Consider the following 25,077-nt stretch of genomic DNA (forward strand, 5'->3'; position numbering starts at 1 on the left):
CATTAGAGATTGCAACTGAATGATGCGATGTTGTGTGCTGCTATGCAAAATAACTACAAGTGTTTGCCGGCTCGCCAGATCGACCAGATCAGCCAGAGGCTGTTGAAAAAGGCGACCATAAAGCCGAGGAAGCCGAACAGGGGCAGTCCGAGCAGGGTCGGGCCGCCTTTGACTGTCATGACGATGGAGGAGCCGATGATCAGGCAGCCGGTGACGATACCCATGGTCAGCCGGTTGACGCTCTTGTCGATCTGCTGGCCAAACTGCTCGAGTCGTTTCAGGTCAAGGTTGATGCGGAATTTGCCGTGCCGGATGTCGCGGGTCATGCGAATCAGGTCGCGCGGTAGCGAGGTCAGCATATTGAAGCCGTCCTGCAAGGTTGCGCGACTGCGCTGCAGGATGGCCTTGGGCTTGTAGCGCGCCAGAACCAGCTGGCGTACAAACGGGGCGAGGTGATCCACCAACTGGAAGTGCGGATCCAGTTGGCGTCCGAGCCCTTCCATCGTGATGAAGGCCTTGAACAGCATGGCCAGATCGGCTGGCAGCATGATGCCGTGATTGCGGATCAGCGACATGATGTCATTGATCAGTTGCGAAATATTGAGATCCTTGAGCGGTACATGGTCGTACTGGAAGAACATCTCGCCGATGTCTTCGGCAAATTGCTCTTCGTCGACGGGGCTGCTGCCGGTCCAGTCTATCAGCACGGACAGCATGCCGTGTTCGTCCCGTTCGGCCAGGGCCATCAGCAAATCAACCAGCTCGTCCCGCCGTTTGTGTGACAAACGGCCGGTCATGCCGAAGTCGATGAAGGCGATGCGATCTTCGGGTAAGAACAGCACATTGCCGGGGTGAGGGTCGGCGTGAAAACAGCCATTGAGCAGGATCATCTTCAGCACGGCATCCGCGCCGCGTTTGGCCAGCAAGGTTGGCCGCAATTGCTGATCCAGCAGGCGGCTGACCGGGTTGGCGCTCAGGCCGGGGATGAAGTCCTGCACATTCAGATCAGCCTTGGTGAACTCCCAGTGCACGGATGGAATGACGATGTAAGGATCATCCTTGAAGTCGCGACAGAAGCGTTCCATATTGCGCGCCTCAGCCGCCAGATCCAGCTCGCGGCGCAGAGACTTGGCAAACTGGCTGACAAACTCGCTTGGCGAATAGCGGCGTGCATCCGGAAACTCGAGCTCAAGCAGATGTGCGATATGCGCAAGGATGCGCAAATCGGCCTCGACCTTGGGCACGATGCCCGGGCGACGCAACTTTAGAACGACCTCGCGGCCATCATGCAGGGTCGCTTGGTGTACTTGGGCGATGGAGGCGGCACCGATGGGTTGATAGTCAAAGCTGGCAAAAAGCTCTTCAGGAGCTTTGCCCAGCACCATTTTCAGGTAGGCAGGCAGCTGATCGGCCGGAATGGGCGGCACCGTGCTTTGCAGCTTTTCGAATTCGACAATCCACTCCGGTGCAAACATGTCGACTCGGGTGGAAAGGATCTGGCCCAGCTTGATAAATGTCGGCCCCAGTTCTTCAAACGCCTGGCGTAGCCGAACCGGCGTGGGTAGACTGTTGGCCGGGTCCGGCAGGGGGATGTGCAGCCATTCACTGGCTTTTTCCATGGCAGCCGGCAGCTTGAGTCTTTGTACAAACTCACCCATGCCGTGCTTGAGCAAAATGGCAGTGATTTCTTTGAGGCGCGGTAGGTCGCGCATGGCAATCAGCGTTTCTCTGAGCATGGTTTGCTACCTGTCATGATTGCTTTACAGTACCTGTAGGCTTCGTTACAGTGCAAGCCTATGAAATTGCATTTTCACCTATTTGCCATTCTGCTGGCAGGATGCATTAGCTTTGCGCATGCGGAGCCTGAGAATTCGCCGGCAGGAAAGCCCAGTCTGGGGCTGTTAGCTGACCCGATTGCCCAGTTCGCCACGCCCGGTGAAGAGGCGGTTGGTGACTTGCTGCTGCAAGCCATGAGTCTTCTGGGCGTTGCCTATCGCTTTGGCGGCACCAGTCCCGAGTCCGGCCTCGATTGCTCGGGCTTCATCCAGTATGTGTTCCGCAAATCCCTGCATGTCAATTTGCCGCGTACTTCGGCCGAAATGGCGCGTGCCGGTGTCGAGATCGAGCGATCCGAGCTGGTGCCGGGCGATCTGGTGTTTTATAACACTCGCGGCTTCAAGTATTCGCACGTCGGCTTGTATCTTGGCGGTAACAAGTTCATTCATTCCCCGCGCACCGGCAAGTCGGTTGAAGTGGTCAATATGAACGGCAGTTACTGGGAAAGCCGCTGGAACGGTGCCCGCCGCGTCAAACGCAGTGGCGTGGCTTGGAAAGAGCCGGAAAGCGCCAGGGCAATGTCTGTTAAGAAAAAGGCTGAGCCTGACACCGGCAAGAAAGATATTGTGACCGGCAAGAAAAAGTCTCGCGCTGAAAGCAGCAAGCCTGAAAAGCGTGAAGCCAGAAAGAAAGACAGATCAAACAAATCCGAGAAAAAACCGGTACGCAAGACTGACAAGTCCAGCAGCCAGAAGAAAAAGACCGACCGGTAACACTTTCCCCCTGAACAGACACGCAGCCCTTCTCAGGGCTGCAGTCATTTGAACTGGAACGAATATGAGTTTGCAATTGCCGGTATGGCATGCGCCGGATGGCAGCGTGGTGGCTTGCACCGAGAAGATCAAAGTGATGACCGAGAATTTGGAAGAGCTGCAGCAGACGGCGCAGGATGCCTTCGAAGACGCCATCCTGATGGGCTGCGACCCGCAGCAGGTCAGGGCGTTTCTGGTGCAGATGATGCAGCAACTGGATAACCCGTACACGGATTGAGCCTGACCATGTCCTTACCTTTCGAGGCGATGGTTGGTCTGCGCTATTTGCGCGCCCGCCGTCGCAACGGTTTTATCTCTTTTATTTCGCTGATGTCGGTGATCGGCATTGCGCTGGGCGTGGCGGCACTTATCGTGGTGCTGTCGGTGATGAACGGTTTCCAGAAGGAAATCCGCGGCCGCATGTTGTCGGTGGTGTCGCATCTGGAGCTGGGCAGCTACGACGGCAAGCTGGCCGACTGGCAAACCTTGGCCGGCAAGGTAGCACCGCTGCCGCATGTGAATGGCACTGCCCCCTTCATTAACGCCCAGGGTTTGTTGTCCAGTGGTGGTTCGGTGCGCGGCGCGATGGTGCGCGGTGTCTTGCCCGAACAGGAAAAACAGGTGGTCGATCTGGCCAGCCAGATGCTGCGTGGCAAGCTCGAAAGTTTGCAGCCGGGTGAGTTCGGCATTGTGCTGGGGGCCGAGCTGGCACGTCAGCTGGGGGTTGAGGTGGGCGACAAGGTCACCCTGATCACACCGCAAGGCAATATCACGCCGGCCGGCATGATGCCGCGCCTCAAGCAGTTTACCGTCAGCGGTATTTTCAAGATCGGTATGTTCGAGTACGACTCGGCGCTGGCCATGGTGCATTTGCGCGATGCGCAGGTGCTGTTCCGCATGGGGCAGAGTGTCAGTGGCGTGCGGGTAAAGCTGGATGATCCGATGCTGGCGCCCGAACTCAAGGCACAGCTGCAACAGCAGCTTGCGGCCAACGTTTATGCCAGTGACTGGACGGACATGAACAGCAATTACTTCCGTGCGGTGCAGATCGAAAAGCGCATGATGTTCATCATCCTGACGCTGATCGTCGCGGTGGCGGCTTTCAATCTGGTATCGACCCTGGTGATGGTGGTCACCGACAAGCAGGCCGATATCGCCATCTTGCGTACCTTGGGTGCAAGTCCGGCCAGCATCATGCAGATCTTCATGATCCAGGGCTCGATTGCCGGCATTCTCGGCACCTTGTCCGGTGTCGCCGGCGGCCTGCTGCTGGCGCTGAATCTGGATGTCATCCTGCCCGCTATCGAAAACCTGCTGGGCATGAAATTGCTGTCGGGTGAGGTTTACATGATCGACTATCTGCCATCTGATGTGCAGCGTAGTGATGTGCTGACCATTGCGCTGATTTCGCTCTTGCTGTCCCTGCTGGCTACCCTGTACCCGAGCTGGCGTGCGGCCAGAACCCGTCCGGCGGAGGCCTTGCGCTATGAGTGAGATCCTGAATTGTCGTGGTCTGGGCAAGACCTATAGCGAAGGCAAGCTGCAGACGCCGGTATTGGCGGGTATCGATTTCACCCTGTCGCGTGGCGAGCGGGTGGCCATTGTTGGTGCCTCCGGTTCGGGCAAGAGCACCTTGCTGCACTTGCTGGGCGGGCTGGATCAGCCGACCAGCGGCGAGGTCAGCATGCTGGGTCAACCGCTGGCTGGCCAGTCAGAGCGTCAGCTGGGCGAGTTGCGTAATCGCCACCTGGGATTTGTGTACCAGTTCCATCATCTCTTGCCCGAGTTTTCCGCGCTGGAAAACGTGATGATGCCTTTGCTGATTCGCCGCATGGCGCGTGCCGAGGCGGCAGAGCAAGCTGCTGCGATGCTGGAGCGGGTTGGTTTGGGCCACCGTCTGCAGCACAAGCCGGGCGAGTTGTCAGGCGGCGAGCGCCAGCGTGCGGCGATTGCGCGGGCGCTGGTTACCCAGCCAGCCTGCCTGCTTGCCGACGAGCCGACCGGCAACCTCGACCAGCACAATGCCGCGCTGGTGTTTGACTTGCTGATGTCGCTGAACGAGACGCTGGGCACGGCACTGGTGATTGTGACCCATGATTTGTCCCTTGCCGCTAAAGCCGGCAAGGTGTTGTTGTTGAATGCCGAAGGGTTGGCCGCAAGGCCGGATCCGGACGCCTGATCTTGATATAAGGAGACCCCCGCAGGATGGAAAGCTTCGTTGCTGATCTGACCCCGAGCGTAACATTGCAACACCTAATGCAGGTATTGCACGGTGAAACCGGCTGGGCCGAACTGGCCTTGGCCGCGCTGGCGATTGTTGCCGGCTGGATGCTGGCTGGCTTGCTGTACCGCCGCTACTTCAAGCAAAACGAGCAGCATGAATGGTCATTCGGCAAATATCTGCTGTATCGCCTGCGTTTCCCTCTGCTGGCCCAGGTGCTGACCCAGATTCTGGGGGCTGTGTGGCAGCTGAGTAATGGTCAACCAGCTATTGTGCTGCAGCTGGTTGCGGTCTTGCTGTTCTGGATGTCGGTTACCCGCGTGCTGACAGCCATTTTGCGTCATGCCTTGCCGGATGGCCGCATTGAGCGCGGCACCGAACATGTGCTGGCACTGCTGCTGTGGCTGGCATTTGCGATGTGGCTGACCGGGCTGGACATTCTGCTGACCGACTGGCTGGAGTCCTTCCGTTTCAGCATCGGCAAGAATCAGCTGAACCTGCTGATGATACTCAGTGCCCTGCTGTGGGTGACGGTGATCATGATCGGTGCGTTGTGGGTCAGCAAACTGGTCGAGAAGCGGGTGATGAAGCTTGGCGACATCGACATGAACCTGCGCTTCGTGATCAGCAAGCTCACCCGCACGCTGATGATCATCGGCGCGGTGATGATTGCCCTGCCTATCGTTGGTATCGACCTCACCGTACTGTCGGTGTTTGGTGGTGCCTTGGGTGTCGGTCTGGGTTTCGGCTTGCAGAAAATTGCCAGCAACTATGTGTCGGGCTTCATCATTCTGCTGGATCGTTCGATCCGTATCGGTGACCGGCTGATGGTGGATGGCCGCGTCGGCTACGTCAGCAAGATTACCTCGCGCTATGTGGTGCTGAAGGGGCTGGATGGCAGCGAAGTGCTGGTGCCGAACGAGTCGCTGATTGCCAATACGGTGATCAACCAGTCTTATACCGATACCCGTTTGTGGATCAGCCTGCAGGTGCAGGTGGCTTATGATACCGATCTGGAAGTCGCGCAGCGTCTGTTGTGCGAGGCGGCCCAGCATCCTCGCGTGCTGAAAGATCCGGCCCCGGCGGCCTTCGTTAGCGCCTTTGCCGACTCCGGCATCAATATGGATCTGGGCCTGTGGGTGTCGGATCCGGAAAACGGCCTGATGGGTCTGCGCTCGGATATCAATCTGCGGATCTGGAAGCTGTTCAAGGAACACGGCATCCAGATTCCTTTCCCGCAACGTGAAGTCCGTTTGCTGGGCGGTAGTGACAAACAGGGGTAAGACATGATGAAACTGGCCATCATTGATGACGATGCCGCAGTCAGACAATCCTTGCTCTGGCTGCTGGATGCCGATAACCGGCAGTTGGCCGGTTTTGAAAGTGCCGAGGCCTTTCTGGCCTCGCCGGACGCACATGACTTCAATACGCTGATCATTGATCTGCGCTTGTCCGGCATGAGCGGCATTGTCTTGCTGGAATCCCTGGCCAATTGGCCGTATTGCCCGCCGGTCATCATGCTGACCGGCCACGGCGACGTGCCACATGCCGTGGCCGCGTTCAAGCTGGGGGTGGTCGACTTCCTGGAAAAGCCGTTTGACGATCAGTATCTGCTTGATCGGGTAGAAGAGTGTCTGGTCAAGGATCAGGCCGCCAGAACGCGGCATGATCAGGACCGGCAGTTATTGCAGACACTGGCAACACTGACCGAGCGCGAGCGTGAAGTCATGCAGCTGGTGCTGGCCGGCCTGCTTAACAAGCAGATTGCCGAGGCACTGAGCATCAGCATGAAAACCGTGGAAGTACACCGTGCACGGGTATTCGAAAAAATGGGCGTGAAGTCAGCTGTCGAGCTGGCTGGCCTGATCGCCAGCCTGGCAGGGAAGGGTGTGTAGTTGGGTAAAGCTTTCAAACAGCCGGTATCGGTGCTGGTGGTGATTTATCGCGCGCAGGGCGAGATCCTGTTGCTGGAACGTGCCGACAAGCCGGGTTTCTGGCAGTCGGTCACCGGCAGCCGTGAAGGCGAAGACGGCTTGGCCGAGACCGCTTGTCGTGAAGTGGCCGAAGAGACCGGCATCAGGCTGTCAGTCGATGAAATCGAGAACTGGCATCAGCAGAATGTCTACGAAATCTACCCGCACTGGCGGCATCGTTATGCGCCGGGCGTTACCGAAAATGTCGAGCATGTTTTCAGCTGCTGCGTCAGTGACGGGCAAGCAGTAAGCATCGCTCCCGGCGAACACCTGCAATATGCGTGGCATGGCTGGCAAGAAGCGGCCAGCAAGGTATTTTCCCCCTCGAATGCCGCGGCCATCTTGCAACTGGCGCGGCGTCAGCAATGGGCCGGCCATTCCTAGTGTGCTTATTGCACGCTTGCCCTATCTGTTAATTGTTCCATCATTAAAGCGATGCGCGGTATCTGCGGGCCAGTCATGGCCGCATCTGATCATTGCGGCAGAATGATAAGGAATAATCATGCAAGTGCTTGCCGGCCTGGGGAAGAGCGTCGCGGCAATCAGTCGGGCAACCTTGTTGATCCTGCTGCTGGTTGGCGGCATTCAGCTGTTGGTGACAATCTGGCTGGGCAATGCTGCCTGGCAAAGCATGCACTGGCAGGACAGGGTTGTCAGTCTCGAGCAGGCAAACCACCAGTACTTTGATCTCGGCGTAACCTTGCTGCGCGAGAATGTCACGCAGCTTGATGTGTTGTTGGCCGCCAAGCCGGCTGAGGATAAAAAACTGCGACTGCTTGCACTGCAGCAGCAGTCGCTCAAGGTGCTGGATGCCTTGCGCGAGGCGGCTGAAAGCAACCCTTTGCTGGGAGGCATCGCGATACGGCAAGAACTGTTCTATCGTGGCAATCAGCTGGCACAACAGCGTAGCCTGCTGCGCGGCCTGGCGACATCCGAAGACGAAAACCGTATCTACGCCTGGCGGCTGGCCATGTCGGGCTTGCAGGATTCGGTCGACAAGATGTTGATGGCCAGTCGCACCCTGCAGGATGAAATACCCGACCGCAGAGTGGTGCTGGCCTTGCAGTTGCGCCAGCAACTGCTGCAGTTTGGCCGCATTCTCACGCTGGAGCAGGATAGCCTGCAGCAGCAGTTGTACTTTGGTCGTCCCATCAATACCACCATCCAGTACCAGATCAGCAAGAACCGCGAAACTGCCGAGGTCCTGCTGCAGGCCTTGCGTCAGGCTGCCGGTACACTTGAAGACGATGATCTGGCCTTGCGTATCAGCAATCTGGCCGAGCAGTTGTGGCGGGTGCAAAGGCTCAGTGACGGCCAGCTGAAAATCATGCAGTACTCGGGTGCAGCCCAGGCCGATGCCGAGCTGCAACTGCAGCAGTTGGCCGCAAGAACGGATGGGCTGCTGGCAGATAACTTTGCCTATACGCAGGAGGTGGCCGCGCGAGAACGCACACGCATGCAGGACGAGCTGCGCGAGTCCATCATCTTGCAGATCACGTTGATCCTGCTGATCTTGTTGCTGAATGCCGGTCTTTATCTGTTTTTCCGCCGCCGGGTGTTTTATCCCTTGCAGCATATGAGCGCCGTACTTGATGCCTGCAGCGATGCCATCCTGACCGTAGACAAGCAAGGCAAGATACTTGCGGCCAACCTTGGTGCCGCCAGAATGCTGGCCTGCCAGCCGGCACAGCTATTGCGCGAGAATGTTTATCGCTTGTTGCGAACCGGCTCCGAGTCTGACTGGTTGGGCAAGGAGGACGGCGAGCAGCAGTTTGCGGCCATGCTGAACAAGCTGGATGGCAGCAGTCTGCTGGTGTCGGTCAGTGTCAGCCCTTTGCCGAGTGTGGGGAATGGCCTGAGCTTGCTGGTCGTACACGACGAAGACCAGCTCAGAAGGGTGGAGCGCCTGCAGACAAGGCAGCTTGGGCTATTGACCGGCATTCAGGGCATGGAGGCGATGTTGCTGGCGCGCAAACCGCGTAATGTGATCTACCGCGAAATGCTGCATGTGTTTCTCGACTACCTGGAGAGCCGGCAAGGGGTCATCGTTGCGCTGGAGAAAGGCCGCGAAGAAACCAGCCGCTTCATCGTGCAAGCCAGACATTGTTCCGGCGACAACCCTGAGTGGATACAGCGTTTTTGCGAGATGCCGGTCGGCATGGCGCTGAAGAGCGGCCAACAGCAGATGTACAGTGTGGAAAATGACTGGTGCTATCTGTTTGTCGAGGTCGAGGCCAGAACCGTGATGGTGGCCGCTGTGGCGATGCAGGGCATCAGCGAAGAGGCGCTGCAGGCCATTCGCCCGCTATTGGTTGCCTGCGGGGCGATCGTCAGTTACTACCTCGAGGAAGACAAGCGCAAGAGCACCGAACGCCATCTGCGCGAGCAGCTGAAGCTCGATGAAATGGTATTTCTCGCCATGCCGGTGGCCACTGTGCAGATGAACCGCATGTTGTTGCTGACGCGGGGTAACAGTGCTGCCGAGGCGCTGTTCCATTGCGGGCAGGATGGCTTGCTGGATCTGCCCCTGCGCGAGTTGTTGGGACGGGTGCCCGGCTGGCTGGAGCTGAGCGCAGCGCTGATGTCGCTTGACGCGAGTCAAGACAGGCTAAGCCGGGTATTGCCGTTGGAGAGCGCAGCTGGCGAGACGCGCTGGCATCTGCTTGAAGCCGTACTATTGCTGGGGCAGACTGATAACCCGAAAATCGTGATGACGTTTACCCAGACGGGCAAGAGCGAAACCACCATGCCATCTGACCTGCCCCCCTCATCGCGACAGACATCTGTGTTGACGACAGATACATTCGCCACCAAGCAAATCGGGAAAGCATGACAGCCAATCCAGCCGCGCTGAGTCTTGTAACTTTTAACCTGCACAAGGGCATGTCGCCACTTAACCGGCGGCATCACCTGTCAGAAATGGCATTGGCGCTGCAAAAGCTGCAGCCTGATTTGTTGTTCCTGCAAGAAGTGCAGGGACGCAATATCCGGCCCGGGCGGGCAATGGCCCATCTCGGGCAGCATGACTATCTGGCCGATGCCATGGCCTTGCATGCCAGCTACGGGTTGAACGCCAGCTATGATCATGGCCACCATGGCAATGCGGTGTTGTCACGCTTTGATATCTGCAAGATCAACAATCACGACATCTCGGTCAACCGGCTGGAAAAGCGCGGCATTCTGCATGTCGAAATTCTGCCGCCGGGTTGGCCGCAAAGCCTGCATTGCCTGTGTGTGCATCTGAATCTGCTGGCACATGACCGTCGCCAGCAATACCGCATCTTGCGTGAATACATCAGTCAGGTCATCCCGCAGTCGGCATCACTGGTGCTGGCCGGTGACTTTAACGACTGGCGCAAAGAGGCGTCTTCACACCTGCGTGAAGACGTAGGGTTGACCGAAGTCTTCAGTCAGCTGCATGGCCGTTATGCGCCGACCTTTCCGGCCCGCATGCCCTTGCTATGTCTTGACCGGGTATATGTGCGCGGGCTGGAGATTGCGGCGGCCGAGGTTTGCCGCGGCTGGCCATGGTCGCATCTGTCAGATCATCTGCCCTTGCGTACCAGCTTGTTGCCGCAGGCAAGGGCCTGAGCGTCTTGATATCAGGCTGCTTGGCAAGCGGGTCAGGCAGACAGCATTTCAGACTTGAGTTCATCCAGCATGCGTTCCAGCATCAGCTGCTCCATCACATGGTAGCCATGGCCTTTTTTCTGCAGCAGATTCAGCGCGAAGATCGCTCCGGTACCGAATGCTTCGCGGCTGATCGAGTCGTGAGTCAGCCGGACAGTCTGGTAGGGAAAGCCGAACACGACTTCATGATGGCCGATCACGCCACCCAGCCGCAGTGAAGTAATGTCTTCTTCGGGAACGCCAAGGCTTGCGGCCAACCTTTTGGCGGTACCGGAAGTCTCGGGCTTGCTGCGAAAGTGTTCTTCGACAATGGCGACATCAACATGCGGTGCGAGGTTTTGTAGTGCCTTGGCTGCCAGCAGCAAAAAGTTGATACCCAATGTGATATTGGGGCAGCACATGATGCGGGTCTGGCTACCCAGGGTGCGGGCAAAGGCCAGCTGTTCGGCCGAGTGTTCCGAGTTGGCCGACAGGATGGTGATGCCGCGGGTCGCAGCTGCCGCGCCGTACTGCAGGATGGCGCTGCCATTGGAAAAATCGATGATGGCATCAACCGGGGCTTGCTCGAAGAGGCTGGTAAACGCTTGTGGTGTACCTGCGTGGTGGATAGGGGCAGGGGGTGGGTTGGCAGTGCCTGTTTGGCGCTTGATTATCCACTGCAAGGAAATATCGTGAGCTCTGGACAGTACCGAGGCAACTGCCTGACCTGCCTTGCCATAACCGATGAGGCCGACTTTCAGCATTGAGTGTTCCGCGCATTTAGTGAACAGGCTGTTAGTTTTGTTTAAAACTAACAGCCTTGGCAAGACATTTTTAATGCACGGCGGGTGGCTCAGTAAAAACCTAATGCCCCCAGCAGGCTGAAAATCAGCACAAAGCAGGTGACACCGGTCAAGAGCAGATTGGTCTGCTTTTCCTTGTGCAAGGAAACCTCCAGCGAGTGTTCCTGTGATTGCACACTATGCAGTTTCTGTTCGAGTTCTTGTCGTTCGGTGTCTTGTTTGGCAACCGTTGTCAGCAGGGCAATCAGGGAAATCTCCGTCACTTGCGCACTGTCCCAGCCGCTGATCAATTGCCGCACCTTGGATTTGTAATATTTGCCGTTGCTCTGCGTCGCATCATCCCATTCAAAATCAAAACCATGTGCAGCCAGCCGGCTGTTGCGATGGGCACGCGCGTCATCCCCCTCGGTTTCTGGCGGCGGGACGGTGCTGGGCAGCACGGTAAAGTCACCATAGCGTGTTTTCAGCCAGTCGATAGCTTGTGAGTAGGCATAGGCCGACAGGCCAAGGCCACTGATTTCACGGCTGAGCGTGAAGCCGGATTTCGGCCCGAAACGCACTGTGCGGGAGGGGATGTCGACACTGACTTGCAGACAGTTGCGCATATTCATCCATTCCGCCGCTTCGCCCTTCATCGGAATCCATTTACTGCCCTCGGTACGGACGTGGGTGGCAAACTGAATGCGGAAATAGTCTGACTGCAGGGTGTGACCGGTGCTGATACGGCTGAACAGATAAATCGGTACGCTGCCATCCATCAGCGCAAGCAGCTGCTCGGCATGCGGGCGTGCATTATTGGCCAGATGGGTTTCATCTTCCGGCGGCGGCAGCGGAATGGCTTCCGGCTCGCTATTGCTATCGGTTTTCTCCGGGCGACTGAGTGGTGGTTTCAGGTTTCGGCTGTTCATTGCATTCGGCATTTCGATGGATCGCCATGGCAGCGTACACGATTTGTCGGACAAAGAGCAGTGTGGCGAGGGCAGGTAGCATAAAAGCGTGGCGACCTGCCCACCGGATCAGCCTTGCAATAGCGGCAGGGGCTTGAAGCGGCGTGTCAGTACACGCTGGCTGGGCAGCTGCCACCAGTCATCCATGGCCGTGGCGTAGAGCTGACGAAAGTCGACGGCGTGCGGCAGATTGCCATCGCTGATGCCGGCCAACTGTGGGGCGGCACCGTACAGCCCGCCTTTTACCCGGCCGCCCAGTACGAAATGGGCATTGGCGGTGCCGTGGTCAGTGCCTCGATTGCCATTCTCGCGCGGACGACGGCCGAATTCGGCATAGCTCATCACCAGCGTATCCTGCCATTTGCCTTGCGCCTGCAGGCCTTGGCGCAGGGCGGCCAGGCCTTCAGCCAGCTCGGCCAGCAGTCTTTGCTGGGTAGCAGCCTGACCGTTATGGGTGTCAAAACCGGTCAGTGTCAGGCGGGCAACGGCGATACGGGTGCCTTGGTTGAGCGTTTCCAGCAGGGTCGTGATGCTGCGGCCAAAGGTGCCCGGTGCATCGGGCACGCGGCCCGGGTCGCCGGCATTGGCATCAGGCTTGGCCATATTGCCGATGTCTTGCGCCGCACGCTGGATGTCGGCTTCCACCTTCAGCACATGCGCCAGCGCATTGTCGCCGTGGTCCATGCCACCCTGTGCGCTGGCAAGTTTCGCCTGTCTGGCAAAGCCGGCAGCATCGCGCAGCACCACCGCACGTGCACCACCCGCCAGCGGCCCCAGCGTGTTGCTGCCCAGAATCACGCCATCACTGGCCAGCGCATTGCCGGTCGGATATTGCGCAAACAGGCGACTGAGCCAGCCGACGCTCAGCGTCTCGTCGCTGTCGCTGGCGGTGTCCCAGATGTCGATCGAGCGAAAGTGCGACAGATTCGGCTGCGGGTAGCCGACGCCCTGCACGATAGCGAGTTGCTTGTCCTGCCACACGGGCAGTAATGCCGCCAGTGCCGGATGCAGGCCGGTGTTTTCGTCCAGTTGCAACACCTGCTCGCGTGGTATGGCCAAGGTTGGCCGCAAGCGGTAGTAATCGCTGCTGGCAAAAGGAATCACCGTATTGAGGCCATCATTGCCGCCCTTGAGTTCGACTAGGATCAGCAGGCGGCGATAGTCGTGCGGGCCGGCCACGGCATAGGCGAGGCCAGGCAGTTGTACGGTCAACAGGCCGGCAGCGAGAGATTTGAGCAAGCTTCGTCTTTGCATGATGGCTTCCTTATTGCACCTGATAGGCCGGGTCGAGCAGCAGGGCGCGGATTTGCTGCGCCGGGGCCAGGTTGGCCGCCAGCGGCATGGCCGGTGGCGTGGCCAGCAGCAGGTTTTGCCATTGAGCCGGCGGGTAAGGGTTTTGTTGCTGCCAGCTGCGGGCATCGAGGCTCAGCTGGTAGAGACCGCGGCTTGCCATCTTGTCGGCGGGCTTCATGCCTTGGCTGGCGGCTTGCGCCAGATCCTGGCGCATTTCTTGCCGCTTGCCGGCAGCCGGTCTGCTCAGCCGCTCCAGAAACTGTTTGCGCAGCAGCAGGCTGTCGCTGTTGATCCAGGCGCTGCCACCCGGCCAGCCGCGCACATTGGGCGGGTCGAACAGATCTTGCCCCAGACTGCGGTTGAGCATCGCCAGGCTCTGCCAGTTGTCGACGGTAATGCCGAAGGTGTTGATGCTGCCGACAGTCAGCTCGACGGACGATTTGATCTGCTGGCCGGCACTTTGCCAGAAGGCCTCGCTGAGCAGCAGCGAACGAACCAGCGGCTTGATTTCGTAGTTGGCCGCAAACCTGACGGCCAAGCTTTCGACCTGTGCCGCGTCGGGTTGCGGCGAGATCAGGTATTGCCACAACTTGCCGGTGATGAAGCGGCTGGTTTGCGGTTGGGCCAGCAGGAGATTGATGATGTCGTCGCCGTCAAGATTGCCGGTTTTACCGAGTACGGTCTTGCTGCCATTGTCGTGCTGGCGCGGGCGGGTCACGAATTCGCCGCTGGCCGGGTCCAGCGCCCAGCCGGTAAAGGCACGAGCGGCCTCACGGATGTCCTGCTCGCTGTAATGACCTTCGCCCAGGGTAAACAGTTCCATCACCTCGCGCGCGAAGTTCTCGTTCGGCTGGCCCTTGCGGTTGGCCGCGGTGTCGAGATAACGCATCATCGCCGGGTCTTTGGCAATGCCGTGCAATAGCGTGGCGAAATTGCCCAGCGCCTCGCGCCGCAGCAGCACATTCTGCCGGTACATCAGCTCGGCCAGCTTTACCTTGCTCTGGCCGGAGACAAAATGGTTGTGCCAGAACAGGGTCATTTTCTCGCTGACCGGGCTGGGCGTAGTAGCCATTTCCTGCAGCCACCAGCTGCGTAATTCCAGCCCTTGCTTGAGCTCAAGCCGGCGCATGGCGGTTTTTTCTTCCTCGCTCATGTCCTTGCGTGGCGCCAGTTGCAAACGGTTTTGTGCCCACTCAGGCGTGGGTGTGGTGGCCTCGCGGCTGATCTTGGCAAGCACACGATCAACAGCGGCGGTACGTTCCAGCGGGGCGAAGCGGGCGATTTGCGCCGGGCTGGCACCAAAGCCGGTGCGTTGCAGCAAGAGGCGGGCACCATCAGGGCCGATGGGCTGGGCGAGAGCCAGGGCGGGCAAGCAGCCAAGCAAAAGGGCAGTCAGGGCGGTTTTTTTCATGATGTCTCCATGATTTCCCCGCATCTTAGTCCGGAAAGTCGCGAATTGTCTGAAGCGGCCCGCGCAAAATATTAAAGATTGTGTGAAGCGCGCTATACTCGCCGCTCCATCACCGGGGGTGCTTGCGCAAGCGGGCTGAGAGATACCCCAACCACCTGATCCGGGTAATGCCGGCGGAGGGAGCGTGAGAGGGCAGCCTGCCCCTATCCCGCTTTTTGGTGGCCTTATTGACCAAAAAAGGATGTCTGTCGATGTTCAAGAAAACCGTCTTGTTGCTGGCCATGGCCGGCCTGTCTGCTGCAACGTTGGCCGCAGAGTTGCGCGTGATTACCCATAGCTCCTTCAGCCTGCCCAAAGAGCGTATCGCCGAGTTTGAAAAGCAGTCTGGCATCAAGCTGTCCTTCATCAAGGGCGGCGATGCGGGCGAGATGCTCAACAAGCTGATCCTGACCCGCGCCAATCCGGTGGCCGATGTGGTGTACGGCATCGACAACACCCTGGTGGCCAAGGCCAATGCGGCCGGCGTGATCGAGCCGACCACTACCAGCGTGGGCAAGGCTGTGGCCGAGGCCGTGCTGCCGGGCATGGTGGCGATTGACTACGGCTATGTGACGCTCAACTACGACAAGGCGTGGTTTGAAAAGCAGAAACTGGCCTTGCCCAAGACACTGGATGATCTGACCAAGCCAGCCTACAAGGACTTGCTGGTGGTGCAGAACCCGGCCACCTCCAGCCCGGGCCTGGCGTTCCTGCTGGCAACCATTGCCGGCAAGGGCGAGCAGGGCGCGTTTGCCTGGTGGGAAAAGCTGCGTGATAACGGCGTGAAGGTGTCCAAGGGCTGGAGCGAAGCGTATTACACCGACTTCAGCCGCAACGGCGGCAGCCGTCCCATCGTGGTGAGTTACGCCACCAGCCCGGCGGCAGAAGTGTTCTACAGTAAGGAAAAACTGGAAGTCTCGCCGACGGCCAATCTGCTGCTGAAGGGCGGCGTGTTCCTGCAAGTCGAAGGTGTGGCGCGAGTGAAAGGCGGCAAGGAGCCGAAAGCCGCCCAGGCTTTTATCGACTTCCTGCGTAGCGAGCCGGTACAAAAAGGCCTGCAGACCGAAATGTGGATGTACCCGGCCGTGTCTGGTGTGGCGCACGATCCGGTGTTCAAGCACGCGCAGAAGCCGGCCAGCTTCAATAATCCTGATCTGAAATCCATGCAGGACAAGACTGCCGGCTGGGTAAGCCGCTGGCAGCGTGTCGTGATCAAGCAAGTCAAGTAAAAGGCAACAAGGCCGGCGCAGCCGGCCTTGTCCATCCATGCACCGAATTTCCGTTTCCTGGCTGGCCTTGCCGCCGCTCGTGTTCTTGCTGTTGCTGGTGGCCATGCCGCTGGGGCGCTTGCTGTACGAGGGGGGCCTGGCCTTCAACTGGGCCTTGCTGGCCGATGATTATCTGCAATGGCGTTTGCTGTGGTCGCTAGGCCAGGCGCTGGCGACCTGCACGCTGGTGTTGCTGCTGGGCCTGCCGCTGGCCTGGGTGCTGGCGCGTTACCAGTTTGCCGGCCGCGAGTGGCTGTTGCGCATCCTGATGCTGCCTTTCGTGATGCCGACGCTGGTGGCCGGCATGGGCGTGCTGGCGCTGTTCGGCCCCAAGGGCATCACCGGGCTGAATGGCCAGGACACGCCGTGGCTATTGCTATACGGCAATCTGTTTTACAACCTGCCGCTGCTGATCCGCGCCGCCGTGGATGGCCTCGAACAGGTGCCGGCGGCAAGGTTGGCCGCCGCGCGCACGCTGGGCGCCAGTCGCTGGCAGGCGTTCTGGCGCATCGAGTGGCCGGTGGTCGCGCCGTGGCTGGCGTCAGCGCTGTGTCTGGTGTTTCTGTACTGTTTTGCCGGCTTTGGCCTTGTGCTGCTGCTTGGCGGCCAACGTTATGCCACGGTCGAGGTCGAGATCTACAGCCTGGTCGCCTACGAGCTGAATCTCGCCGATGCCGGCTTGCTGTCGCTGCTGATGTTGCTGGTGTGTGCGCTGGCTGCCGGGCTGTATGCGGCGATCGAGCAGCGGCGCAGCCGGCCGCAACGACAGCTGCCGACCCTGCGCCAGCGCGTCAAGGGTTGGCCGCAACGCTTGCAGCTGGGTATCACGCTGTTGCTGCTGTTGCTGTGCAGTGCGGCGCCCTTGCTGGCGCTGCTGGCAATGGCTGTGCGTGCCGACAGCAATCCGTGGCACTGGCTGACGGATGAAGAGGTGATGCTGGCGCTGGGCAACACCCTGCGTTTTTCGCTGGCGGCGCTGGGCTTCGCGACCGTGCTGGGTGTGCTGCATGGCCTGGCAGGGGCTGCCAGTCGTGGCTTGCGTGCGGCGCTGTTCCTGCCTTTCATGGTATCGCCGGTGTGTCTGGCCTTCGGCCTCTTGCTGCTTTACCCGTCTTACGGGGCCAGCATTGTGCTGCTATTGGCAGCTTATACCTTGCTGGCTTACCCCTTTGTCGCCAAGGCGGTGGCGGCGGCGCGGGCCGCTCAATCGCCGCTGCCGGCACAGGCCGCACGCACGCTGGGGGCCGGGCGCTGGCAGGTTTTCTGCCGCATTACCCTGCCGCTGCTGCGCCCCGCCTTGCGCCGCGGCATGGCCTTTGCCGTGGCCACTACCATAGGCGAATTCGCCGTCAGCCTGTTCTTGTCGCGGCCCGAGTGGCTGACGCTGACCACACTGATTTATCAGCGCCTTGGCCGGCCCGGTGCGGCCAACCTCGAGCTGGCCACCCAGCTGTCCTGCCTGTTGATGTTGCTGGCGCTGCTGGCCTTTATGGTCATCGAGTGGCCGGAGAAGAAAAACCATGTTGCAACTGAATGATCTGAGTGTGGCCTTTGGCAGCAAGCGCGTGCTGGACGGCCTGAGCCTGCAGGTTGCCAGCGGCGAGACGCTGGCGCTGCTCGGCCCCTCGGGCGAGGGCAAATCCACCTTGCTGAATGTGGTGGCCGGCTTGCAGGCGGCCAGTCAGGGTGAAGTCTGGCTGCATGGCCGCCGGCTCGATGGCCAGCCGCCCGAGGCCAGACGCATCGCGATGATGTTCCAGCAGCATGCGCTGTTTCCGCATCTGGATGCGGCGGCCAACGTCGCCTTCGGCCTCGAAATGCGCGGCGTGGCAAGGCGTGAGGCGAGGCGGCAGGCCGAGGCGGCATTGGCTGCTGTGGGCTTGGCTGGCCGCGAGGCGGCGCTGTGTCACCAGTTGTCCGGCGGCGAGCAGCAGCGCGTGGCCTTGGCGCGCGCGCTGATTACCGCGCCGCAGCTGTTCTTGCTCGACGAGCCGTTTTCCAGCCTGGATGCGCATCTGAAGCAGCAACTACTGGCCGATGTGCGGCAAAGGTTGGCCGCAGCCGGCCAGCCAGCCTTGCTGGTCACCCACGACAAGGCCGAGGCGTTTGCATTGGCCGATCGTATCGCCATCATGCAGGGCGGCCGCATCCTGCAGCAGGGTACGGTGGCCGAGGTGCTGGCCGCACCGGCTAGTGGCTGGGTGGCGCGCTTTCTTGGCTTTGCCAATGTGTTTGACGACTATTGCATCCCGCCGCAGGCCTTTGTGCTGGCTGAGGATCAACCGCAGCGCGAGATTCTGGCGGTAGCGGCGCAGGCCGAAGGCTGCCTGTTGACACTGGCCGGTGACGACGGCCAGCACTGGCAGCTGCTGCTGGGTATGCGCGAGCTGGCCGGTCGGGCCTGGCCGCAAGTGGGCGAGCGGCTGGCGCTGGGGCTGGATGGCAGCCAGCTGTTACGCTGGTAAGGATAGTCGCTGCCAGAAGCCGAGTCTGGCGCTGTCCGCTGCCATCAGCGCCAGATAGGCGAGGCAGGCCTCGTGCTGCATGAAGCGCTCGCAGATGCGGCGGGCGCATTCGTGGCTGTCGGCCAGCACCATATCGGCCCACAGGCCGTCATCACCCTTGAGCAGCGCGTGCTCGACAAAGCCGGCTTCGTGTTGCAGAAACTCCTCGCGCATGCGCTGGCTGGCGGCCAGCAGCTGTGCATCGCTGACGCCGGGTGCTGCCCGGAAGGTGGCAAATTCGCAGCCGGCAAAACGGATTGCTTGCATGGTGTACTCCTGACAAGGTTGGCCGCAAGCGGCGGCCGCGCAATGCCAGTATGGGGATGGGCGCTGACAGCGTACTGTCAGTAGCCATGCCGGTTTTTTCTACTCGCCTGCAATTTTTTTGACCTTGCTGCACTAGGGGGTGAATCGCGCGGCCAGCACGGGTAAAATGCGCGCTTGACGCTAATCACGAGATACGCCCGTTTATGAAACCGCATATTGTTGCCACCCTGACCGAAGCGCGCAGCGCGCTAGACAATCTGCTGGCCAACCCGCAAGCCCTGGCGGCCATCGGTGCTGCCGGTGATGCGCTGGTGAATGCCTTCCGTAATGGCCGGCGCGTGTTCAGCTGCGGCAATGGCGGCTCGATGTGCGATGCCATGCACTTTGCCGAAGAGCTGTCCGGCCGCTACCGCAATGACCGCCGCGCACTGCCGGCGGCCAGCATCAGCGACCCTAGCCACATCAGCTGCGTCGGCAACGATTACGGCTACGAGGCGATTTTTTCGCGCTACCTCGAGGCGCATGCCCAGGCCGGTGATGTGCTGGTGGCCATCAGTACCAGCGGCAGCAGCAAGAACATCCTCGCCGCGGCCAAGGCCGCCAAGGCGCAGGGCGTGACCGTGGTTGCGCTGACCGGCCGCGCGGATTCCGTCATCGGCCAGCTGGCGGATATCGATGTCTGCACCCCGGGCGGCCAGTACGCCGACCGCGTGCAGGAGCTGCATATCAAGGTGATCCACATCCTGATCGAGTCCGTCGAGCGCGAGCTGTTCCCAGAGAACTACGCCTGATTGCTGGCGAGGATAAAAAAAGGCGATGCCGTGGCATCGCCTTTTTTTATCTGTACTTGTTGTGTGCGAGACTCAGGCCGGCTCGGTAACCGGCAGCTGGCACACGCTGACCCAGCGCTGCTCGAACAGGCTGCCCAGTTGCGCCACCGCGATGCGCACTGCTGTGTGGACATCACCGGCGGCCGGCAGCACCACATCAAAAGCCTGCAGTGACTCGTCCAGATACACCGGCAGATCGGTGGCGAGGCCAAAGGGGCAGACGCCGCCAACCGGATGGCCGGTCAGTGCTACCACATCTTCGCCGGGCAGCATCTTGCCCTTGCCGAAGGTGTCCTTGAAGCGCTTGTTGTCGATGCGGGCATCGCCGCGAGCCACCAGCAGGATAACCCGCTCGTCCGCGAGGCGAAACGCCAGCGTCTTGGCGATGCGACCCGGCTCGACACCATGGGCTTCGGCCGCCAGTGCGACGGTGGCAGTGCTGGTTGCCAGCTCGATGATGGGGATGTCGAGCGCCTTGGCAGCAAAATAGGCGCGGACCGAATCCAGACTCATGCCGATCTCCTTGTCTTGTGTGAAGGCCCAGTCTGCCACGACGCCGGCAGCAGGAAAAGCTTGCGGCCAACCCTGGCTGGCAAGGTTGGCCGCAAAAGGGGCGGGCCGTTTCAGTTGGCGGCGATGCTGGCGATCTTGTCGGCAATGTCCTGGGTGGTGACGGCCTGCTCGTCACTGGCCTTGGCCATCTGCAGGATGAAATCGCGCATCTGGTTGATTTCGCGGTAGATGGTGTCCAGCGCCTGCTCGGCACGGATGAAGTCTTCTTCGGTAGCGGCTACCTGTTTGCGGCCTTCTTCTATCGTGGCGACGTTTTGTCGCACCTCTTTCTGGATCTCGCCTATCATGCCGCCGATTTCCTGAGTGGCATTGGTGGTGCGCTCCGCCAGTTTGCGCACTTCGTCGGCCACCACGGCAAAGCCGCGGCCGGTTTCGCCGGCACGCGCAGCTTCGATGGCGGCGTTCAGCGCCAGCAGATTGGTCTGGTCGGCAATGTCCTTGATCACATTGACGATCTGGCCGATGGTTTCCGAGCGATGGCCAAGTGACTCCAGATTGTCAGCTGTCGTCCTGACCATGCTTGCCACACCGCTCATGCTTTCGCTGGTGTGCTTGACGATGGCGACGCCGCTTTTGGTTTCGCGCAGCATGATTTCGGCCGAGTCGGATGCCGACGAGCTCTGGCTGGCGACCTGGCGGATGGTGCTGCTCATCTGCTGCATGGCCAGCGAAATCTCGTTGACGCGGGATTCGAGAAACTGTTTGCGATTGGTATTTTCCTTGGCCAGCGCATCACTGCGGACGCGGGCGCTGACATCCAGAAAGCTGGCCATGAAGCAGGCAACCTGTTGCGGGTTTTTCTCGTCCCAGATCGGGTAGACCTTGGTCTCGAGAAAGATATCGCCGACCGGAATCAGCGCCGCGTGCTCGCTGATACGGCGGCTGGCCAGGTCGGCCAGGATCTTGCGGATACGATCCGGGTCTTTGTGAAACTGGTGGATGGAGTGTTTGAAGGCATTTTCGACATCGACACCGGGTCTGAACTTCTCGTTCATCATGCTGCGGTGTTGGCTGAGCACCTGTCGCGCCGTGCGGTTCATGTAGAAAATGGTGTTGTCGGGCGTGGTGTCGGCCAGCATCACCATATTGTCCGAGTGATCAAGCATCAGCATCAGGTAGTGCAGCTGGATACTGTCTGTCTTTTCGTCGCTTGCCTTGGCTTTGCGAAATAGTCCGAACATGGGGCTTCCTTGGCGCGGGTGGGGGCACAGATCGATTTATAGGTAAAAATGATAAAAGTTGCACTATGGTGTGCAACTTTTATCTTGTTCTGGCTGATTTGTGTGGTGTTACCAGTTGCTTTCGCGGTCAGGCGTAGCGGTAATGTTGTGTATCGACAAATCAGCGCCGTTGTATTCCTGTTCGTCATCAAGGCGGATGCCGACCAGTTTCTTGAGGCTGGCATATACCAGCCAGCCGCCGCCAAAACCAACGATGATGCCGGCGCTGGTACCGATCAACTGGGACATGAAGCTCACGCCGCCCGCGCCGCCCAGCGCATGCTGGCCAAAGATGCCCGCCGCAATGCCACCCCAGGCACCACACAGGCCGTGCAGCGGCCACACGCCGAGCACATCATCGATTTTCCAGCGGTTCTGGGTGAGGGTGAACAACCAGACAAACATCACACCGGCGATGCCGCCAACGACCAGTGCACCAAGCGGGTGCATGATGTCCGAGCCGGCACAGACGGCAACGAGGCCGGCCAGCGGGCCGTTGTGAATGAAGCCCGGGTCATTGCGGCCCGCCCACATCGCGGTCAGCGTGCCGCCGACCATGGCCATCAGCGAGTTGACGGCGACAAGGCCGGTGATGCCCTCGACCTTTTGCGCACTCATCACGTTAAAGCCGAACCAGCCGACAATCAGGATCCACGCGCCAAGTGCGAGGAAGGGAATGGAAGACGGCGGATGCGCACTGATGCGGCCTTCCTTGCTGTAGCGGCCACGACGCGGCCCCAGCAGCAGCACGGCGGCGAGGCCGATCCAGCCGCCGACAGCATGCACCACAACCGAGCCGGCAAAGTCATGGAAGCTGGCGCCGAAGGTTGCGGCTAGCCAGTCCTGGATGCCGAAGTGGCCGTTCCAGACTATGCCTTCGAAGAAGGGGTAAACGAGGCCGACCAGCAGGAAGGTTGCCGCCGATTGCGGATGCAGGCGTGCCCGCTCGGCAATGCCGCCGGACACGATGGCCGGGATGGCGGCAGCAAAGGTCAACAGGAAGAAGAATTTGATCAGCTCGTAACCGTGGTTCTGGCTGATGTGATCGACGTCCTGCAGAAAGTGCACGCCGTAGGCGATGCCGTAGCCGACAAAAAAGTAGGCGAGGGCAGAAATGGCGAAGTCGGTTAGGATCTTGACGAGGGCATTGACCTGGTTTTTCTTGCGTACCGTGCCTAACTCGAGGAAGGCGAAACCGGCGTGCATGGCCAGTACAAGAATGGCACCGAGCAATAAAAACAGCACATCATTGGCATTGGGTCCTGGCATGAATCTCTCCCTTGGTGCAGCACGCTTGGGCAGCTGCTATTGATTTGCCAGGGGATGTGCAAGAATGGTGCCAGTAATATTAATTCAATTAAAACAGTGAGTTATTTTGTTTTGTGGCCATGATTGTGGTTGTGCCACTGCCTGATGTCGGATGATGGTGCATGGCAGCAGTGTGCTCTGCCCGATACTGGTGCAAGACTATAGCGTCAGGAATTCCACTGCATCATTGCGGTGCAATACCTGCTGCAGAAAGCGGGGCATGCTGTCGCCGCTGCCGGTGCTGATAAAGCGGTATTGGCTGCGGCCAACGTTGGCCGCATGGCCTTCAGGCAGTAGGCGCAGTGTCTGGCGCACCACGGCGGGTGAGGGTTCGATGATGTCGATATGGCCGGGCAGTTGCTGACGGATCAGCTCGGCGAGGAAGGGGTAGTGGGTACAGCCCAGCACGATGTGATCGACATCGGCAGCCAGCAGCGGTGCCAGTGCCTCGCTGACAATGTGGTGTGCGGCGGCGCTGTGCAAGTCGCCGCTTTCTACCAGCTCGACAAAGCCCAGTCCGGGCTGGCTGATGATGGTGGCGTGCTCGGCCAGCTGTGCGGACAGTTGACGGAATTTGCTGCCGCGCAGCGTGCCTTCGGTGGCGAGTACGCCGACTTTGCCGCTCTTGCTCGCCAGCGCAGCCGGCTTGATGGCCGGCTCCATCGCGACGATGGGGACATCGGGGTGACGTGCCCGTAGCTGGGCGGCGGCGGCGCTGGTGGCGGTATTGCAGGCAATCAGCAGCAAATCCGCCCCTTGCGCCAGCAGATAGTCGGCAATTTTCTCGCTGCGCGCGATGATTTCTGCCTCACTGCGGCCACCGTAAGGGCAGTAACCCTGATCGGCAAGATAGATAACCGTTTCCTCGGGCAGGGTAGCGACGAGTTCACGCCAGACCGAGAGGCCTCCGAGGCCGGAATCAAACATGCCGATCATGATTTTTGACGATTAATTGTTCTGGACGACGATTTTCGGGAATTTACCAGAGAAATCACGTGCCTTCTCGCCAATTTTTACTGCCAGCTTGCGCGCGATCTGGCGATAGCGTTCGGCCGCCGCACTGTCTGGCTCGGACACCACGGTCGGGCTGCCCTGATCGGTCGCCTGACGGATGGCCAGCGCCAGCGGCAGCGAGCCCAGAATCTCGACACCGTACTCGGCTTTCATCTTTTCCGCGCCGCCCTGGCCGAAGATGTGTTCTTCGTGACCGCAGTTGCTGCAGGTGTGCATTGCCATGTTCTCGATCACACCCATGATGGGCACGCCGACCTTCTCGAACATCTTCAGGCCTTTTTTGGCGTCCAGCAGCGCGATGTCTTGCGGTGTGGTGACGATGACGGCGCCGGTAACCGGCACTTTCTGCGACAGCGTCAGCTGTACGTCGCCGGTGCCCGGCGGCATGTCGATCACGAGATAATCCAGCTCGTTCCACAGCGTGTCGTTCAGCAGCTGCTGCAAAGCCTGGCTCACCATCGGGCCGCGCCACACCATCGCCTGGTCGTCATCCACCAGATAGCCGATGGACATGGTCTGCACACCATGCGCCGGCAGCGGCACCAGCTTGTTTTCGATGACTTCGGGCTTGTGGCCTTGCAGACCCATCATCAGCGGCTGCGACGGGCCGTAGATGTCGGCGTCGAGGATGCCGACCGAAGCACCTTCGGCCGCCAGTGCCAGCGCCAGGTTGGCCGCAGTGGTCGATTTGCCGACGCCCCCCTTGCCGGACGACACCGCAATCACGTTCTTCACGCCCGGCATCAGGTTCACGCCACGTTGTACTGAATGGCTGGTGATCTGGCTGCGCACTTCAACAGTCAACTCGCGGCCTTCGGCCAGCGGCTGCAGCAGGCTGCGGAATTCGGCCTCGATGGCGGCAAAGCGGCTCTTGGCCGGGTAGGCGAGGCAGACGTCGACCCACAAGGCGGTGTCGTCGTTCTGCTTGATGCTACAGGTTTTGTAAGGCTTGCCGGTGTCCGGGTCAGTCAGTTGGCCCAGTTGCTGCAGGATGTCTTTGTCACTGACGTTCATGGTTGCGGTCCGTGTGGGGGCGCTGTTGGCGCCAAAGAGTTTGCCGAGTCTGGATAACATTGCGTGCCTGCTGAAGGTCAATACCCGACTATTTTAATCGGATTAAGGTGGTCAAACAATCTGTGAAATCTTGCGTTTGTCATTGGGGCGGCTGGCCGTAATTCAAGGTTTCGATAATCTGAAACTTTCGTAAGT

23 protein-coding genes, 1 pseudogene and 1 riboswitch are annotated in these 25,077 nt (G+C 59.8%); of the genes and pseudogenes, 13 read left to right on the plus strand and 11 right to left on the minus strand.

What is annotated here, in order from left to right; genetic code table 11:
- Positions 1-53 precede the first annotated feature (53 nt).
- The gene (locus ACZ9W6_RS04645; RefSeq protein ID WP_465189913.1) at positions 54-1,736 is read right to left on the minus strand and encodes an ABC1 kinase family protein; all 1,683 of its coding nucleotides are present in this window, start codon (positions 1,734-1,736) and stop codon (positions 54-56) included.
- Positions 1,737-1,796: 60 nt separating this feature from the next.
- Between ACZ9W6_RS04645 and ACZ9W6_RS04650 the strand changes: the two genes are divergently transcribed.
- From ACZ9W6_RS04650 to ACZ9W6_RS04690, 9 genes are all read left to right on the plus strand, one after another.
- Positions 1,797-2,549: a C40 family peptidase gene (locus tag ACZ9W6_RS04650; RefSeq protein ID WP_465189914.1), complete on the plus strand. Its 753-nt coding sequence runs from the start codon at positions 1,797-1,799 to the stop codon at positions 2,547-2,549.
- A gap of 64 nt (positions 2,550-2,613) precedes the next feature.
- Positions 2,614-2,826: a hypothetical protein gene (locus ACZ9W6_RS04655; RefSeq protein ID WP_465189915.1), complete on the plus strand. Its 213-nt coding sequence runs from the start codon at positions 2,614-2,616 to the stop codon at positions 2,824-2,826.
- A gap of 8 nt (positions 2,827-2,834) precedes the next feature.
- The gene (locus tag ACZ9W6_RS04660) at positions 2,835-4,082 is read left to right on the plus strand and encodes a lipoprotein-releasing ABC transporter permease subunit (RefSeq protein ID WP_465189916.1); all 1,248 of its coding nucleotides are present in this window, start codon (positions 2,835-2,837) and stop codon (positions 4,080-4,082) included.
- A complete protein-coding gene (gene lolD / locus ACZ9W6_RS04665; protein ID WP_465189917.1) occupies positions 4,075-4,767 on the plus strand; it encodes a lipoprotein-releasing ABC transporter ATP-binding protein LolD in 693 nt (230 codons plus the stop codon). The genes ACZ9W6_RS04660 and lolD overlap by 8 nt, the downstream gene beginning before the upstream one ends.
- 26 nt (positions 4,768-4,793) lie before the next feature.
- A complete protein-coding gene (locus tag ACZ9W6_RS04670) occupies positions 4,794-6,092 on the plus strand; it encodes a mechanosensitive ion channel family protein (protein WP_465189918.1) in 1,299 nt (432 codons plus the stop codon).
- A 3-nt stretch (positions 6,093-6,095) separates the two neighbouring features.
- Positions 6,096-6,704: a response regulator transcription factor gene (locus ACZ9W6_RS04675; RefSeq protein ID WP_465189919.1), complete on the plus strand. Its 609-nt coding sequence runs from the start codon at positions 6,096-6,098 to the stop codon at positions 6,702-6,704.
- Positions 6,705-7,166, plus strand: coding sequence for a dihydroneopterin triphosphate diphosphatase (nudB, locus tag ACZ9W6_RS04680; RefSeq protein WP_465189920.1), 462 nt, complete (start codon positions 6,705-6,707; stop codon positions 7,164-7,166).
- Between the two features lie 118 nt (positions 7,167-7,284).
- Entirely contained in the window at positions 7,285-9,615 is a 2,331-nt protein-coding gene (locus tag ACZ9W6_RS04685) for a PAS domain-containing protein (protein ID WP_465189921.1), read from the plus strand.
- Entirely contained in the window at positions 9,612-10,373 is a 762-nt protein-coding gene (locus ACZ9W6_RS04690; protein ID WP_465189922.1) for an endonuclease/exonuclease/phosphatase family protein, read from the plus strand. The genes ACZ9W6_RS04685 and ACZ9W6_RS04690 overlap by 4 nt, the downstream gene beginning before the upstream one ends.
- A 32-nt stretch (positions 10,374-10,405) precedes the next feature.
- Here the strand turns inward: ACZ9W6_RS04690 and ACZ9W6_RS04695 are convergent, their stop codons facing one another.
- The 4 genes from ACZ9W6_RS04695 to ACZ9W6_RS04710 form a co-directional block, all read right to left on the minus strand.
- A complete protein-coding gene (locus ACZ9W6_RS04695; protein ID WP_465189923.1) occupies positions 10,406-11,155 on the minus strand; it encodes a dihydrodipicolinate reductase C-terminal domain-containing protein in 750 nt (249 codons plus the stop codon).
- 89 nt (positions 11,156-11,244) lie between these two features.
- Entirely contained in the window at positions 11,245-12,102 is an 858-nt protein-coding gene (locus ACZ9W6_RS04700; protein WP_465189924.1) for a hypothetical protein, read from the minus strand.
- A gap of 108 nt (positions 12,103-12,210) precedes the next feature.
- Positions 12,211-13,395, minus strand: coding sequence for a DUF1501 domain-containing protein (locus ACZ9W6_RS04705; protein WP_465189925.1), 1,185 nt, complete (start codon positions 13,393-13,395; stop codon positions 12,211-12,213).
- A 10-nt stretch (positions 13,396-13,405) separates the two neighbouring features.
- Positions 13,406-14,845 (minus strand): DUF1800 domain-containing protein, encoded by a 1,440-nt coding sequence (locus tag ACZ9W6_RS04710; protein ID WP_465189926.1) that lies wholly within the window; start codon positions 14,843-14,845, stop codon positions 13,406-13,408.
- 104 nt (positions 14,846-14,949) lie between these two features.
- A riboswitch (TPP riboswitch) is annotated at positions 14,950-15,045 on the plus strand.
- Between the two features lie 51 nt (positions 15,046-15,096).
- On the opposite strand from ACZ9W6_RS04710, the gene ACZ9W6_RS04715 reads away from it, so the two are divergent.
- Genes ACZ9W6_RS04715 through ACZ9W6_RS04725 form a run of 3 tightly spaced genes read left to right on the plus strand, consistent with a single transcriptional unit; the run spans position 15,097 to position 18,617 of the window.
- Positions 15,097-16,113 (plus strand): thiamine ABC transporter substrate-binding protein, encoded by a 1,017-nt coding sequence (locus ACZ9W6_RS04715; RefSeq protein ID WP_465189927.1) that lies wholly within the window; start codon positions 15,097-15,099, stop codon positions 16,111-16,113.
- 37 nt (positions 16,114-16,150) lie between these two features.
- A complete protein-coding gene (locus tag ACZ9W6_RS04720; protein ID WP_465189928.1) occupies positions 16,151-17,689 on the plus strand; it encodes an ABC transporter permease in 1,539 nt (512 codons plus the stop codon).
- Positions 17,673-18,617, plus strand: a complete 945-nt coding sequence (locus ACZ9W6_RS04725; protein ID WP_465189929.1) for an ABC transporter ATP-binding protein — start codon at positions 17,673-17,675, stop codon at positions 18,615-18,617. Before ACZ9W6_RS04720 ends, ACZ9W6_RS04725 begins: the two co-directional genes overlap by 17 nt.
- On the opposite strand, the gene ACZ9W6_RS04730 is transcribed toward ACZ9W6_RS04725, so the two are convergent.
- The gene (locus ACZ9W6_RS04730; RefSeq protein WP_465189930.1) at positions 18,606-18,923 is read right to left on the minus strand and encodes a hypothetical protein; all 318 of its coding nucleotides are present in this window, start codon (positions 18,921-18,923) and stop codon (positions 18,606-18,608) included. The genes ACZ9W6_RS04725 and ACZ9W6_RS04730 overlap by 12 nt on opposite strands.
- Positions 18,924-19,126: 203 nt before the next feature.
- On the opposite strand from ACZ9W6_RS04730, the gene ACZ9W6_RS04735 reads away from it, so the two are divergent.
- Complete coding sequence (locus ACZ9W6_RS04735) at positions 19,127-19,714, plus strand: SIS domain-containing protein (RefSeq protein ID WP_465189931.1); 588 nt, start codon at positions 19,127-19,129, stop codon at positions 19,712-19,714.
- Positions 19,715-19,786: 72 nt separating this feature from the next.
- Here ACZ9W6_RS04735 and ACZ9W6_RS04740 read toward each other — a convergent pair whose 3' ends face one another.
- From ACZ9W6_RS04740 to apbC, 5 genes and pseudogenes are all read right to left on the minus strand, one after another.
- On the minus strand, positions 19,787-20,266 hold the full coding sequence (locus ACZ9W6_RS04740; RefSeq protein WP_465189932.1) for a YbaK/EbsC family protein: 480 nt from the start codon (positions 20,264-20,266) through the stop codon (positions 19,787-19,789).
- Between the two features lie 110 nt (positions 20,267-20,376).
- A pseudogene (locus ACZ9W6_RS04745) lies at positions 20,377-20,790 on the minus strand (methyl-accepting chemotaxis protein); the annotation flags it as partial.
- An 825-nt stretch (positions 20,791-21,615) separates the two neighbouring features.
- On the minus strand, positions 21,616-22,815 hold the full coding sequence (locus tag ACZ9W6_RS04750; RefSeq protein ID WP_465189933.1) for an ammonium transporter: 1,200 nt from the start codon (positions 22,813-22,815) through the stop codon (positions 21,616-21,618).
- Between the two features lie 198 nt (positions 22,816-23,013).
- Entirely contained in the window at positions 23,014-23,790 is a 777-nt protein-coding gene (murI, locus tag ACZ9W6_RS04755; RefSeq protein ID WP_465189934.1) for a glutamate racemase, read from the minus strand.
- 12 nt (positions 23,791-23,802) lie between these two features.
- On the minus strand, positions 23,803-24,882 hold the full coding sequence (gene apbC, locus ACZ9W6_RS04760) for an iron-sulfur cluster carrier protein ApbC (protein WP_465189935.1): 1,080 nt from the start codon (positions 24,880-24,882) through the stop codon (positions 23,803-23,805).
- Between the last annotated feature and the right edge of the window lie 195 nt (positions 24,883-25,077).

The organism is Vogesella lacus (genome assembly GCF_979366295.1).